Origin of the sequence: Thermoactinospora rubra, assembly GCF_002093975.1 — a bacterium.
Lineage (GTDB): Bacteria > Actinomycetota > Actinomycetes > Streptosporangiales > Streptosporangiaceae > Nonomuraea > Nonomuraea rubra_A.
This window is the reverse complement of the sequence record NZ_MSZZ01000042.1, coordinates 26,702-40,277: the sequence shown is the minus strand read 5'-3', so window position 1 is coordinate 40,277 and position 13,576 is coordinate 26,702. Positions and strand designations below refer to the sequence as shown.

Genomic DNA, 13,576 nt, shown 5'->3' with positions numbered 1-13,576 from the left:
TTCTAGATCGGGTTCTCGACCGGGCTGTGGACCGGGGCGGGGACGGGGTCGCGGTACCGGGGAGCCGCAGCCAGGCAGACCACGCTGAGCACGCACATCGCGACCAGCAGCGCCACGGCCGGCCAGGCGGCCCCGCCGAACGCGCCGACGAGGGCGGTGGCGGCCAGCGGGGACAGCCCGCCGAAGATCGCCCCCGCGCCCTGGTAGGCGAGCGAGATGCCGGTGTAGCGGACCTGCGGCGGGAACATCTCGGCCAGGATCGCCGCCATCGGCCCGTAGGTGCCGGAGGTGGCCAGGCGCATCAGGCCGAGCATCAGGAAGATCAGGAAGGCGTTGTGCGAGCCCAGCACGGCGAACTGCGGGACGGCCAGCGCGGCGGTGGCGACGAGGAACCACACGGCGACCTTGCGGCTGCCGAGCCGGTCGCCCAGCCACGCGATGCCGAGCGTGGCGACCAGCTCGACGAACGCGGCGAAGCTCAGCCCGTTGAGGATCATCTGCTCCGACTCGCCGACCGAGGCGCCCGTGGCGTACGACAGCAGGAAGGTCGTCAGGATGTAGTAGCCGCCGATGGCCACGGGCAGGGTGCCGACGCCGAGCAGGACCGAGCGCCACGACACCCGGAACACCTCCTTGATCGGCACGCCGGTCTTCTCGGTCTGCTCGAAGACCGGCGACTCCTCCACCCGCAGCCGGATGAACAGCCCGACCAGGACCAGCACGGCCGAGACGATGAACGGCACGCGCCAGCCCCACGAGTGCAGGGCGTCCTCGCCCAGCGCGCTCATCAGGCTGAACGCGCCGGTGGCCAGCAGCGCGCCCGCCGGGTTGCCGAGCTGGGCGAAGCCGCCGTAGAAGGTCCTGCGGTCGGCGGGCGCGTGCTCCACGGCCATGAGCGCGGCCCCGCCCCACTCGCCGCCGACCGCCAGGCCCTGGACGAACCGGAGCAGCACGAGCAGGACCGGGGCGAGCGCGCCGATCGAGGCGTAGGTGGGCAGCACGCCGACCGCGAAGGTGGCCACGCCCATCATCAGGAGGGTGACGACGAGGGCGGACTTGCGGCCGACGCGGTCGCCGAAGTGGCCGAAGACGACGCCGCCGAGCGGCCGGGCGAAGAAGCCGACCGCGTAGGTGGCGAAGGACGCCAGGAGCGCCACGGTGGGGCTGGAGGCGTTGGGGAAGAACAGGTCGTCGAAGACGAGCGCGGCCGCCGTGGCATAGACGTAGAAGTCGTACCACTCGATCGTGGTCCCGACGAAGGCGGCGCCGGCCGCTCGGGTGGCGCGGTTCATGGGTCCTCCGGATGTCAGGGGGTGCGACGACGATAAGCGCAGGTCAGCGCCGCCGGGCCCGGGACGGATCGCACCACCTGCGGTGCAATACAGTGCGGTATGCACACCGCTCGGAGACGACAGTGGCGCTGACGGTCGGCCAGGTCATGACGCTGCCGGGCATGCGGATGCGCCTGCTCGCGGGGCGCGCCGGGCTGACCCGCGTGGTGCGGTGGGCGCACGTGTCGGAGCTGACCGACCCGGTGCCGTGGCTGCGCGGCGGCGAGCTGGTCATGACGATCGGGCTGGGCCTGCCCGCCGACGCCGAGGGGCGCAAAGCCTACGTCGAGCGGCTGGCCGCCTCCGGCTGCGCCGCGCTCGCCTTCGCGCTCGGGGAGGCCATCGCCGAGGTGCCGGGGGAGGTGCTGGAGGCGGCCGAGGAATGCGGCCTGCCGGTCCTGCGGATCCTCACCCCGTTCATCGCCGTCACCGAGGCCGTGGCCCGCTGGCACGCCGACGAGCGGGTGCGCGGCGAGCGGCGCGTGGTGGCCGCCCAGGAGGCCATGGCCAGGGCCGCGCTGCTGTCGGGCACGGCGGGCATCCTGCGCGCCCTGGCCGACCACGCGGGCGGGGAGGTCCTGCTGCTGGACCAGCACCACGCGCCGCGGGCGGCGGTCCCGGCGGGGGAGCGGCCCTGGCACGCCAGGGCGGCCGAGGCGGCGGCCGGCAGCGCGGCCCGGCCCAGCTCCGGCGTCCTGGACGACGGCGTCCACGCCGTCCAGGTCCACAGCCTCGGCTTCGCCGGGCCGCCCACCGGCTGGCTGGCCGTGCGCACCGCCTCGCCGCTGGAGTGGCACGTCAGGATGCTCACCAACCACGCCGCCTGCCTGCTGGCCATCGAGCTGCTCGGCCTGCGGGCCGGCCGGGCCAAGGCGCACGCCCAGCGGGCCGCGCTGCTGGCCGCCGTGCTGGAGGGCGGGCTGTCCACGCGCCAGCTGGGCGAGCTGTGCGCGGTGGCGGCTCCGCCGTACGAGGTGGTGGTCGTGGCGGCGGAGGTGACGGCGCAGGCCGCGGTCGAGGCGCTGGAGGACGTCGTGGCCGACCCGGACGCCGAGGAGCTGGCGTTCGTCTGCCCGCGGCCGGAGGGGACGCTGTTCGTGCTGCCCGAGCGGGGAGGGCGGCGCGGCGGCGAGCTGTGCGCGCGGCTGGGCCTGCCCGGCGGCGGCTGCCGCGCGCTGGACCTGGACGAGCTGCCCTCGGCGGTACGGCACGCGAGCGCCCTGGCCGCCCGCGGCGACGGCTACACCCACGTCGACGACCTGGAGCCCTGGGCGCTGCTCAGGGACGCGGTCGATCCCGGCGCCGCCAGGCGCTTCTCCGACGCGGTGCTGCGGCCGCTGCGCGAGCACGAGGCCCGGCACGGCGGCCGGCTGGTCGCCTCCGTCCGCGCCTACCTGGAGGCGGGCGAGAACCTGGAGAGCGCCGCCCGGCGGCTCGGCGTGCACCGCAACACGCTGCGGCGCCGGCTGGCCGCCGCCGAGCGCGTGTCAGGGCGCCCGCTCACCGATCCCGACCACCGCCTGCAGCTGTGGCTGGCCGTCTCGCTGGCCGACCTCGTGCCGCCCGGGCGCCTGGCCGGTCACTTGGAGGAGATGCCCACGCCCAGGTCGAACTCGCGGTAGACGCGCGCCCAGAAGCCGTCGCGCAGCCAGACCCTGGCCTCGGGGTAGGGCCGCAGCGAGTGGCCGAGCTCCTTCTCCGCCTCGATCAGCAGCTCGGTGTCGATGACCGTCGGCAGGATGGGACCGGGCAGCAGGTCGCGGATGTTGTCGCGGCCGCGGGTGAGGATCCACTTCTGCGCGACGTGCTCGCCCACCTCCTCCACGCGCGGGCGCGAGGGGCCCAGCTTGGCGACCTGGCCGGGCTTGAGCGACGGCTTGGCCGTACGGCCGGCGAACACCTGCGCGGGCGAGGGGGTGGTGGCCGGCGGGGCGACGGGGACGGGGGGCTGCGGCGCGCGGTCGAAATAGGGACGCAGGAAGTCGGCGGAGATCACCTCGACGGTGTCGGCCTCCCACACCAGCCGTTCGGCCTGGTTGGTGCCGTACGGCGGCTCGACGCCCCACAGGTGGATCCGCACGCCGTACGCCTGGGCGGCCTCCACGGCGGGCACCATGTCCTCATCGCCCGCCAGCAGGATCGTGTCGGTCACCGCGTGATGCCTGGCCAGCGCCTCCAGATCGCTCCTGATCTGGGCGTCCACGCCCTTCTGCTGGCCGCGGGCGTTGAGGTTGCCAAGCCGTACCTTGACCCAGGGCAGCTGGGCGATGACACGCTGGTCGACGGTGGGCACACGGTCACGGGCGGCGTCATACCAATAGATCCGCAGTAGTTCGCCGGAAATACGTTGCTCTGCATGTTTTTGGAGAGCCTGGATGAGCTCATCCGCCTTCACCCGGTATTCCTTGCGCTCCTTGGCGCCCAGCAGCACTTCGCCCGCCGCGGCGTACAGATAACCGACATCCACGAGCACGGCGTACTTCGCTGCGACAGGATGCGGCGTGAGGTCTGGGATGGCCATGTCGTCCTCCGGGCCGCGCACTTAAGTTGATCGGCCGACTATATACGCCTACTTTTCTAGATAGTCCCAACTCCCGGGGAAGTTGACACCCGTTTCTTGGCACTATCTAGGCAGCGCACTGTCCCGCCAAGCCGACTTCCCGGGGAAGAGCGGCTTACGCATGGCTCTGGCCGGACTCCGCCATGACCCGCGCGAGGGGGCGGCCGGCGGCTCCGGCTCCTGTCGGCGCAGCGAGAGAACGACCGCCAGCGCGGCGACCTCCTCGGCCGTCGCGTCGCCCTTGATGATCCTCAACTCCGCCATCCGCTGCCTCCGGGCTCCATCATCGCAGCCATCGGCCGCCCTTCACAGCGGAATGTTGCCGTGCTTCTTGGGCGGCAGCGACGCCCGCTTGTTACGCAGCGCGCGCAGCGCCCTGACGACCTGGGGCCGGGTGTCGGACGGGCGGATCACCGCGTCGATGTAGCCGCGCTCGGCGGCGATGTAGGGGTTGGCCAGCGTGTCCTCGTACTCGGTGACCAGCCTGGCCCGCTCGGCGTCGGGGTCGGCGGCGGCGGCCAGCTCGCGCCGGTAGAGGATGTTGACCGCGCCCTGCGCGCCCATGACCGCGATCTGGGCGGTGGGCCAGGCCAGGTTGATGTCGGCGCCCAGGTGCTTGGAGCCCATCACGTCGTAGGCGCCGCCGTACGCCTTGCGTGTGATGACCGTGACCAGCGGGACGGTCGCCTCGGCGTAGGCGTACAGGAGCTTGGCGCCGCGCCGGATGATGCCGTTCCATTCCTGATCGGTCCCCGGGAGGAATCCCGGAACATCGACAAAAGTAAGAATGGGGATATTGAATGCATCACATGTTCGGATAAAGCGGGCGGCCTTCTCGGATGCGTTGATATCCAGACATCCGGCGAAATGCATGGGCTGGTTGGCCACCACGCCCACCGACTGCCCGTCGACCCGGCCGAACCCCACGATGATGTTGGGCGCGAACAGCGCGTGGACCTCCAGGAACTCCCCGTCGTCCAGCACGTGCTCGATCACCCGGTGCATGTCGTAGGGCTGGTTGGCCGAGTCGGGGATGAGCGTGTCGAGCTCGGGATCGGGGTCCATGTCGGCCGCGGGCTCGTAGGAGGGCGGCTCGTCGAGGTTGTTGGAGGGCAGGTAGGACAGCAGCGCCTTGACGTACTCCAGGGCGTCGTGCTCGTCGGCGGCCTGGTAGTGGGCCACGCCCGACCTAGTGTTGTGCGTGTGCGCGCCGCCGAGCTCCTCGAAGGTGACCTCCTCGCCGGTCACCGTCTTGATCACGTCGGGGCCGGTGATGAACATCTGGGAGGTCTGGTCGACCATCACGATGAAGTCGGTCAGCGCGGGTGAGTAGACGTGCCCGCCCGCGGCGGCCCCCATGATGAGCGAGATCTGCGGGATCACGCCGGAGGCGTGCACGTTGCGCTTGAAGATCTCCGCGTACAGGCCGAGCGCGACCACGCCCTCCTGGATGCGCGCGCCGCCGCCCTCGTTGATGCCGATGATCGGGCAGCCGGTCTTGAGCGCCATCTCCTGGACCTTGACGATCTTCTCGCCGTAGACCTCGCCGAGCGAGCCGCCGAAGACCGTCACGTCCTGGGAGAACACGCACACCTGGCGGCCGTCGACGGTGCCGTAGCCGGTGATGACGCCGTCGCTGTACGGCCGGCGCCTCTCCATCCCGAACATGGTCGAGCGGTGCCGGGCCAGCTCGTCGAACTCCACGAACGAGCCCTCGTCCAGCAGCGCCATGACCCGCTCCCTGGCGGTCATCTTGCCCTTGGCGTGCTGCTTCTCGACGGCTGCCGCGGAGCCCGCGTGCACCGCCTCCTCCAGGCGGCGCTCGAAATCGGCGATCTTCCCCGCGGTGGTGTGGATGTCGATCTCGGGAACCTTTGGCATGGGCTCAGCGCTCATAGCGAAGAGGGTAACGGCCGTCACCGGCCGTTCCATAAAAGGGAGGAGATCGTAGGCTGTCCACCATGACCGACGCCGTCCGCACCCACGGGCTCTTCAAACGTTTCGGACCTCAGGTGGCCGTCGCAGGCGTGGACCTGGCGGTGCCCGCGGGCAGCTTCGCCGGCCTGGTCGGGCCCAACGGCGCCGGCAAGACCACGACGCTCAGCATGATCACCGGTCTGCTCCGGCCGGACGGCGGCGCCGCCCAGGTCGACGGCTTCGACGTCTGGCGCGACCCCGTCCAGGTCAAGGCCCGCATCGGCGTCCTGCCCGAGGGCCTGCGGCTGTTCGAGCGGCTGTCGGGCCGCGAGCTGCTGATCTACAACGGGCGGCTGCGCGGCATTCCCAGGGCCGAGGTCGAGCGCCGCGCCGAGGAGCTGCTGCAGGTCATGGACCTGACCGACGCGGCGGACAAGCTCGTCGTCGACTACTCCACCGGCATGCGCAAGAAGATCGGCCTGGCCGCGGCGCTGCTGCACAACCCCTCCGTGCTCTTCCTCGACGAGCCGTTCGAGGGCGTGGACCCCGTCAGCGCCAACACGCTGACCGAGGTGCTGCGGCGCTTCACCGCCTCCGGCTCCACCGTGATCTTCTCCAGCCACGTCATGGACCTGGTCGAGCGGCTGTGCGACTGGGTGTCGGTGATGAACGGCGGCCACATCGTCGCCCAGGGCCCCATCGCCGAGGTGCGCGCCGGGCGCAGCCTCAACCAGGCCTTCCTGGACCTCGTCGGCGCCCGCGGCAACGGCGAGGAGGGCCTGAGCTGGCTGGGAGCCAAGCCATGAGCACCTTCGCGCTGTTCGCGCAGCTGAAGCTCAGGCTGATCAGCGGCAACCTGCGCGGCGCCACCGAACGCAAGATCGGTTTCATCTTCTCCGTGCTGGCCGCGCTCTTCCTGGGCGGGCTGGGCTTCCTGCTCATGTCGCTGCTGCGGCTGGCCCGTCCCGACATCGCCACGGACCTGGGCATCGTCGCCTACAGCGCCTTCGCCGTCGGCTGGGCGATCATCCCGCTGATGTCCTTCGGGCTGGACGACACGCTGGACCCGGCGCGGCTGGCGCTGTTCCCGCTGCGCACGCGCGAGCTGGCCGTGGGGCTGTTCGCCTCCTCGGCCACCGGCGTGTGGCCCCTGGCCACGCTTTTGGCGCTGGCCGGATCGCTGGTGGGGCTGCCCCGCGGCTGGAGCGGCGTGCTCGTCGGGATCCCGGCCGTGCTGCTGGCGTTCGCGCTGTGCCTGGTGCTGTCCCGGCTCGTCACGACCGCGCTGTCGGGCGCCCTGCGCTCGCGGCGGGGGCGCGACGCGCTGGCCGTGGCGGCGATCGGGCTCGTGCTGGTGTTCCAGCTGCCCAACCTCGTCGTGAACCGCGGCATCGGCGATCCGGCGGCGTTGCTGAAGGACGCGGCGGCCGTCCTGCGGTGGACCCCGCCCGGCATGGCCGCGCACGCCGTGGCCGCCGGCGGCCTGACCGCGCTGGGCGAGTTGGCCGTCGTCGCCGTCGCCGTCGTCCTGGTGGCCTGGCTGTGGATCAAGACGCTCAACCGGGCCCTCGTCACCCCCGAGGCCACCACGAGGGCCGCCTCGGTGCGCAGGTCCAAGGGCGTCCTGGACCGGCTGCTGCCCGACGGGCCGCTGGCGGCGGTGGTGTTCAAGGAGGTCCGCTACATCCGCCGCGACCCCCGCTTCCGGGTGGGCTGGCTGGTGTCCGTCGTGGTCACCGGCGTGCTGGCCTTCTCCATGAGCGGCCAGGGCGGCGGCCAGCCCGCGGTGGTCATCGGCATCACGTGCCTGGGCGCCGCGATGATCGGCGCGCAGCTCAGCAACGCCTACGGCATCGACGGCCGCTCGCTGTGGATGAACGCCGTGGTGTACGGCTCCGAGCAGGACCTGCGCCGCGACTTCGCCGGCCGCCACCTGGCCGCGTCCATGGTCGCCGTCCCGCTGCTCGCCCTGCTGGCCCTGGCCGCCGGGTTCTTCGCCGGCGACCTGGGCGCCTCCCTCGCCGGGATGCTCACCGCCTGGGGCGTGTTCGGCATCGCCCTCGGCACCGGCGCGGTGACCAGCGTGCTCATCCCCTACACGGTGCCCGACCGGCTCAACGCCTTCACCGGCGCCGCGCCGGGCCAGGGCGGCACGGCCTTCCTCGGCTCGATGGGCGCCATGATGGCCACCGGCCTGCTCGCGCTGCCCGTCGTCCTGCCGGTCATCCTCGGGCTGAGCTGGCTCAGCGTGCTGGCCCTGCCGTACGGCGTGGCGGCGACCCTGGTGGGCGAGCGGATCGCGGGGAAGATCGGCCGCATGCGGATGCCGGAGATCCTGGACGCCGTCACCAAGCCCGCATGAGTGTCCAATACCTGAGACCCGTATCCGTGTTCTGAGAAGCGGTCGCTACGCTTCGAAGCATGATTGACCAGGCGGTTGGGCGCAGCAGCGCCGTCACCGAGATGCCGGACGAGCTTCGGGCGAACGTCAAGCTGCTCGGCAGGATGCTCGGGCAGGTCATCGCCGAGCAGGGCGGCCAGGACCTGCTCGACGACGTCGAGCGGCTGCGCAAGGCGGTCATCGCCGCGCGCAGAGGGGAGACCTCGGCCGACGAGATCGCCCGGATGGTCGCCACCTGGGAGATCGACCGCGCGGTGCAGATCGCGCGGGCGTTCACCTGCTACTTCCACCTGGCGAACCTCGCCGAGGAGCACTACCGCATCAAGACGCTCCGCGATCGCGACGCCGGCGGCACCGTGCTGCCCGAATCGCTGGCGCAGGCCGTCCAGGAGCTGGGCGCCGAGCGGGCCGCCGAGCTGGTGGAGGGCCTGGAGCTGCACCCCGTCCTCACCGCCCACCCCACCGAGGCGCGCAGGCGCGCCGTCGTCACCGCGATCCAGCGCATCAGCGCCCAGCTGACCGAGTACAACACCCCCGGGCGCGGCGCCTCCGAGCGCGCCGAGAGCGAGCGCCGCCTGCTGGAGGAGATCGACCTGCTGTGGCGCACCGCCCAGCTGCGCAGCACCAAGCTGGACCCGCTGGACGAGGTCCGCACCGCCATGGCCGCCTTCGACGAGACGCTCTTCCGCGTCGTGCCGCAGGTCTACCGGTCGCTCGACGCTGCCCTGGCGCCCGGCACCGGCACCCGGCCCCCGCTGGCCCGGCCGTTCATCCGCTACGGCAGCTGGATCGGCGGCGACCGCGACGGCAACCCCTACGTCACCGCCAAGGTCACCCGCGAGGCCCTGCTCATCCAGGCCGACCACGTGCTGACCGCGCTGGAGACCGCCTGCACCCGCATCGGCCGCACGCTCACCGCCAACGCGACGTTCACCCCGCCGTCGGCGCGGCTGCGCGCTGCCATCGCCGCCGCCGAGGACGCCAACCCCGACGCCGTGTCGGAGATGGCCACCCGCTCGCCGCAGGAGCCGCACCGGCAGTGGCTGCTGTTCGTGGCCTCGCGCATCGCCGCCACCCGCACCCGCAACCTCGACCTGGCCTACCGCTCGCCCGCCGAACTGCTCGCCGACCTGCGGCTGGCCCAGGAGTCGCTGGAACAGGCGGGAGCCGTACGGCAGGCGTACGGCGAGCTGCAGCACCTCATCTGGCAGGTGGAGACCTTCGGCTTCCACCTGGCCGAGCTGGAGGTGCGCCAGCACTCCCAGGTCCACGCCGCCGCGCTGGAGGAGCTCAGGGCGGGCGGCCCGCTGTCGGAGCGCACCGAGGAGGTCCTGGCCACGATCCGGACCATCGGCTGGATCCAGGAACGCTTCGGCGTCACCGCCTGCTCCCGCTACGTGGTCTCCTTCACCCGCGGCGCCGCCGACGTGGCCGCCGTCTACGAGCTGGCCTCCCACGTCGACCGGCCCCCGGTGCTGGACGTCGTGCCGCTGTTCGAGTCCGGCGCCGACCTGGACAACGCCACCGCCGTGCTGACCGGCATGCTGGAGATCCCGCAGGTACAGGCCAGGCTCGCGGACAACGACCGGCGCATGGAGATCATGCTCGGCTACTCCGACTCGGCCAAGGAGCTGGGCCCCACGGCGGCGACCTTCAAGCTGTACCGCGCCCAGGAGCGGCTGACCGCCTGGGCCGCCAAGCACAAGATCACGCTCCGGCTCTTCCACGGCCGGGGCGGCGCGCTGGGCCGCGGCGGCGGCCCGGCCAACCGCGCCGTGCTGGCCCAGGCCCCGGGAAGCGTCGGCGGACGCTTCAAGGTCACCGAACAGGGCGAGGTGATCTTCGCCCGGTACGGCCACCTGGCCATCGCCCGCCGCCACATGGAACAGGTCGCCAACGCCGTGCTGCTGGCCTCCTCGCCCGTGGTCAGCGAGCGCACGGCGGCCGCCGCCGAACGGTTCGGCCGGCTGGCCGAGAAGGTCGCCGCGGCCTCCGAGCAGGCCTACCGGGCGCTGACCGAGGCGCCCGGCTTCCCGGAATGGTTCGCCCTGGTCAGCCCGCTGGAGGAGATCGGCTCGCTGCGCATCGGCTCCCGCCCGCCCCGCCGCGGGCTCGGCGCGCCCCGCTCGCTGGACGACCTGCGCGCCATCCCGTGGGTGTTCGCCTGGGCGCAGACGCGGGTCAACCTGCCCGGCTGGTACGGCCTGGGCAGCGGCCTGGCGGCGGTGGAGGACCTGGCCGAGCTGCAGGCCGCCTACGCCGAATGGCCGCTGTTCAACTCGCTGCTGGACAACGCCGAGATGTCGCTGGCCAAGACGGACCGGTCGATCGCCGAGCGCTACCTCGCGCTGGGCGGCCGGCCCGACTTCGCCGAGCAGGTGCTGCGCGAGTACGACCTGACCAGGAGCCTGGTGCTGAAGGTCACCGGCCACACCCGGCTGCTGGAGAACCGCCGGGTCCTGTCGCGAGCGGTCCAGCTCCGCGACCCCTACGTGGACGCCCTGTCCCACCTGCAGCTGCGTGCCCTCACGCGGCTGCGGACCGCCGAGGACCTGTCGGACCACGAGCGCGAGCGCCTGTCGACGCTGCTGCTCCTGTCGGTCAACGGCGTGGCGGCCGGCCTTCAGAACACAGGGTGATCCGGCGCAGGACCCACTCCACGGGGCCGTAGCGGTGCGAGCGCAGCCACCAGGCGCTCAGCACCAGCAGGACCGCGTAGATCGAGGCGGCCACGCCCATGACGGCCAGGGGCGGCAGCCTGCCGCCCAGGGCCAGGCCGTACCCGGTGAAGACCAGGCAGCACAGCACCGACTGGCCGACGTAGTTGGAGGCGGCGACGCGGCCGGCCGGCGCGAGGGCCGGCCACAGGCCGGGCAGGCGGAGCAAGGTGGCGACGTAGGCGGCGGCGAGCAGGGGCGAGGTGATCGTGCCGAGGCCGAGCCCCACGAGCTCCAGCGGGCCCTGGCCCTGCGTCCCCCAGGCGAAGAGCACCGCGCAGGGCAGGCCGACGGTGAAGCCCACGGCCTGGACGCGGGGCAGCAGCGCGGCCCAGCGTTCGCGGTCCTCCAGCAGGCGGACCTTGCCCGCGGCCAGGCCGAACAGGAACATCGCCAGCGCGGGCGGCCCCTGGAAGCCCCAGATGAACAGCGCCAGCACGGGATAGGTCTCCAGCTGGAAGCGGAGGAAGCCGAGGGGGCCGCCGGTGGCCAGGCGCAGGGCGCGGTCCGCTTCGGCGGGGTCGCCCGCCGGTTGCGCGGCCGCGGCGGGGTCCAGCGTGCTGAGCGCGGCCAGCAGCAGTAAGGCCGCGGCGATGACGCCGAGGATCACCGAGCCGATGATCACCGCGGTCTTCGGCCTGACGTTGCGCATCAGCAGCAGGACGACGCCGAGCGCCGCGTAGAGGGTGAGGATGTCGCCGATCCACAGCAGGAACCCGTGGAGCAGGCCGATGACGAACAGGCCCAGGCAGCGCCGCAGGGTCCGGCCCTTGACGCTCGCCCCGTCACGCTCGGCGGCCCGCATCTGGAGGGTGAACGAGTAGCCGAACAGGAAGGAGAAGATGACGTAGAACTTGCTGAGGACCAGCGTATTCACCACGAACGAGACGGGGTCGTGGGTGACCGGCACGGCGCCCAGCACCGACTGGCGGGGGTCGGCGAAGAAGCCGATGTTGGCGATGAGGATGCCCGCCAGCGCGAAGCCCCGGACGGCGTCGACCTGGTGGACCCGCTGCGTGAGCGTCTGCGTCATGGGGCGACAGTAGGCAGGGGCCAAGGTTCGGCACATCGAACCTTGGCCCCTGCCGCCCGGTACCAAAGTCGGGTCAGTGGGCGAAGCCGGCGTCCTGCCTGGCCTGCTTGGGCAGCAGCAGGCCGACCACGAGCACCAGCGCGGTCATCCCGGCCGCGACCCCGAAGGTGATCTCGGCGCTGCCCGAGCCGAAGAAGACCGTGCCCAGGACGGCCAGGCCGAGGGCGTTGCCGACCTGCTGGATCGCGGTGAGCGTGCCGGAGGCCGAGCCGGTCTCGGCCGGGTCGACCGCGGCCATCACGATGCCGAAGTAGGGACCCATGACCAGGCCGCTGCCGACGCCCAGGAAGGCCAGCGCCGGAGCCAGCTGCCAGGGCGAGACGCCGGGCTCGGCCACCACGAGCAGGGCGGTGGTCGCCAGGCCCATCACCACGGCGCCGGCGAGCAGCACCCGGCGGCCGTGCCTGGCCAGCCCCTGCGCGGCGCCCATGCCGAGGATCATGCCCAGGGAGGACGGCACGCTGGTCAGCGCCGCCTTCAGCGGGGAGAAGCCCAGGCCCAGCTGGGTGTAGAGCCCGATCACCATGAACACACCGCCGAAGGCCGCGAAGTAGATGGCGCCGACGGCCAGGCCCGACAGGAACGCGGGCTTGCGGAGCAGGCTCGGAGCGACCAGGTGGTGCGCCTTGCGGTGCTTCTCGTAGACGACGAAGAGCGCGAAGGTGACGAGGGAGGCGGCCATCATCGCGAACGACCAGGCCGGCCAGCCGTGCTCGCGGCCCTGGACCAGCGGGAAGACGATCAGCACGGTGCCCAGCGAGGCCAGCAGCGTGCCGGGCAGGTCCAGCTTCACACCGCCGGCGGGGCGGGTGGCGGGCAGGAAGCGGGCGGCGGCCAGCGCCGCGAGCAGGCCGACCGGCAGGTTGATCAGGAAGATCATCCGCCAGCCGGTGCCGAGCAGGTCGGCCTGGACCAGCCAGCCGGCCAGGATCGGCCCGCCCACCGCGGCCAGGCCCATGACCGGGCCGAACATGCCGAAGGCGGCCTGCAGTTCCTTGGGCGGGAACATCTCCTTCATCAGGCCCATGCCCTGTGGGATCATCGCGGCCCCGAACAGGCCCTGCAGGACGCGTGCGGCGATGACCGTCTCGGGGGAGACGGCGACGGCGCACAGCAGCGAGCCGACCGTGAAGCCGGCCATGCCGATGAGGAACATCCGCTTGCGTCCGACGATGTCGCCCAGGCGCCCGCCGGTCAGCAGGCCGGCGGTCATGGCCAGGACGTAGGCCGCGCCGAGCCACTGCAGGAGCGCGGGACCGCCGCCGAGGTCGGCGCGGATGGTGGGGCCGGCGATGTTGGTGACGGTGGCGTCGAGCAGCTCCATCACCGAGCCGGCGAGGATCACGCCGAGGGCGGGCCAGCGCCACTTGTAGGGGGCGGGTTCTGCGGCGGGTTTGGCGGCGGGCTCTGTGGCGGGCGGGGTGTCGACCGGGCGGGCGTCGAGGACGGTCATCGAATCTCCTAGAACGGAATGCTTCGTTCTGTTTCAGAGTATCAGAACGGAATGATTTATTCCAGTAGTTGGGGTCAGATCTGCCGGGCGTGGTCCGCCGCCCA

10 protein-coding genes are annotated in these 13,576 nt (G+C 72.2%); 4 read left to right on the top strand and 6 right to left on the bottom strand.

The genetic code is table 11. The features are described from left to right. Positions 1-2: 2 nt before the first annotated feature. Positions 3-1,292, bottom strand: coding sequence for an MFS transporter (locus BSB02_RS28425; protein ID WP_084963639.1), 1,290 nt, complete (start codon positions 1,290-1,292; stop codon positions 3-5). Between the two features lie 122 nt (positions 1,293-1,414). On the opposite strand from BSB02_RS28425, the gene BSB02_RS28420 reads away from it, so the two are divergent. Further along, a complete protein-coding gene (locus tag BSB02_RS28420) occupies positions 1,415-2,953 on the top strand; it encodes a PucR family transcriptional regulator (protein ID WP_158088743.1) in 1,539 nt (512 codons plus the stop codon). On the opposite strand, the gene BSB02_RS28415 is transcribed toward BSB02_RS28420, so the two are convergent. The 3 genes from BSB02_RS28415 to BSB02_RS28405 all read right to left on the bottom strand — a co-directional run bounded on the left by BSB02_RS28415 (position 2,911) and on the right by BSB02_RS28405 (position 5,787). Then, entirely contained in the window at positions 2,911-3,852 is a 942-nt protein-coding gene (locus tag BSB02_RS28415; protein WP_084963637.1) for an NYN domain-containing protein, read from the bottom strand. The genes BSB02_RS28420 and BSB02_RS28415 overlap by 43 nt on opposite strands. 102 nt (positions 3,853-3,954) lie before the next feature. After that, positions 3,955-4,155, bottom strand: a complete 201-nt coding sequence (locus BSB02_RS28410; RefSeq protein ID WP_084963636.1) for an acyl-CoA carboxylase subunit epsilon — start codon at positions 4,153-4,155, stop codon at positions 3,955-3,957. Between the two features lie 42 nt (positions 4,156-4,197). Continuing rightward, positions 4,198-5,787 (bottom strand): acyl-CoA carboxylase subunit beta, encoded by a 1,590-nt coding sequence (locus BSB02_RS28405; RefSeq protein WP_084963635.1) that lies wholly within the window; start codon positions 5,785-5,787, stop codon positions 4,198-4,200. Between the two features lie 65 nt (positions 5,788-5,852). Here BSB02_RS28405 and BSB02_RS28400 point away from each other — a divergent pair, with 65 nt between their 5' ends. The 3 genes from BSB02_RS28400 to BSB02_RS28390 are packed head-to-tail and all read left to right on the top strand — an operon-like array spanning position 5,853 to position 10,848. Then, positions 5,853-6,614 carry an ABC transporter ATP-binding protein gene (locus BSB02_RS28400; RefSeq protein WP_084963634.1) on the top strand — a complete coding sequence of 254 codons (762 nt, stop codon included), beginning with the start codon at positions 5,853-5,855 and terminating at the stop codon, positions 6,612-6,614. Continuing rightward, positions 6,611-8,170, top strand: a complete 1,560-nt coding sequence (locus BSB02_RS28395; RefSeq protein ID WP_084963633.1) for a hypothetical protein — start codon at positions 6,611-6,613, stop codon at positions 8,168-8,170. Before BSB02_RS28400 ends, BSB02_RS28395 begins: the two co-directional genes overlap by 4 nt. Before the next feature lie 59 nt (positions 8,171-8,229). Continuing rightward, the gene (locus BSB02_RS28390; protein ID WP_084963632.1) at positions 8,230-10,848 is read left to right on the top strand and encodes a phosphoenolpyruvate carboxylase; all 2,619 of its coding nucleotides are present in this window, start codon (positions 8,230-8,232) and stop codon (positions 10,846-10,848) included. On the opposite strand, the gene BSB02_RS28385 is transcribed toward BSB02_RS28390, so the two are convergent. Both BSB02_RS28385 and BSB02_RS28380 read right to left on the bottom strand, forming a co-directional pair. Next, positions 10,811-11,959 (bottom strand): DUF418 domain-containing protein, encoded by a 1,149-nt coding sequence (locus BSB02_RS28385; RefSeq protein WP_084963631.1) that lies wholly within the window; start codon positions 11,957-11,959, stop codon positions 10,811-10,813. The two genes, BSB02_RS28390 and BSB02_RS28385, sit on opposite strands and share 38 nt — an antisense overlap. Before the next feature lie 73 nt (positions 11,960-12,032). Then, positions 12,033-13,472 carry an MFS transporter gene (locus BSB02_RS28380; protein WP_084963630.1) on the bottom strand — a complete coding sequence of 480 codons (1,440 nt, stop codon included), beginning with the start codon at positions 13,470-13,472 and terminating at the stop codon, positions 12,033-12,035. Positions 13,473-13,576 lie beyond the last annotated feature (104 nt).